Source organism: Prevotella sp. MGM2 (assembly GCF_002933955.1).
In the GTDB taxonomy this organism is placed as follows: domain Bacteria; phylum Bacteroidota; class Bacteroidia; order Bacteroidales; family Bacteroidaceae; genus Alloprevotella.
Genome location: NZ_BEWW01000062.1, coordinates 1 through 633 on the forward strand (window position 1 = coordinate 1; position 633 = coordinate 633).

Below are 633 nucleotides of genomic sequence, written 5' to 3' on the forward strand. Positions count from 1 at the left end.
TGCCCTGACAACGCGTTCGCGGATGGCTGCGCTCAGCTCACCGGCCGGTGCGTTGGTGAGATGCTCCAGCGGCACGGGGGTGACTTCCACCTGCAGGTCGATGCGGTCGAGCAGCGGGCCGGAAATCTTGTTCATGTAGCGCTGTATGTGTCCCGGCGAGCAGTCGCAGTCGTGCGTGGGATGATTGTAGTAGCCGCACGGACATGGATTCATGGCGGCTACGAGCATGAAGGAGCAGGGCAGGGTGGCCGTGTATTTGGCGCGTGAGATGGTGATGGCGCGGTCCTCGAGCGGCTGGCGCAGCGTTTCGAGCGCCGAACGGTTGAATTCGGGCAGTTCGTCGAGGAAAAGCACCCCGTTGTGGGCCAGCGAAATTTCGCCGGGCTGTAGGCTGCTTCCGCCGCCGATGAGTGCAATGTCGGAAATGGTGTGGTGAGGGCTCCGGAAGGGGCGCTGCGTGATGAGTGAGGAGCCGGCTGCTAGTTTGCCCGCCACGGAATGTATCTGTGTTGTTTCCAGGCTTTCCGTCAGGGTGAGTTGCGGGAGGATGGACGGCACGCGTTTGGCCATCATGCTCTTGCCGCAGCCCGGACTGCCCACCAGCAGGAGGTTGTGCCCGCCGGCGGCGGCGAC

At 63.7% G+C, this 633-nt stretch carries 1 protein-coding gene; it reads right to left on the reverse strand.

The window, feature by feature from the left end:
- On the reverse strand, positions 1-633 hold a 633-nt coding region (locus C5S62_RS01480), incomplete at both ends, for a YifB family Mg chelatase-like AAA ATPase (protein ID WP_133159447.1).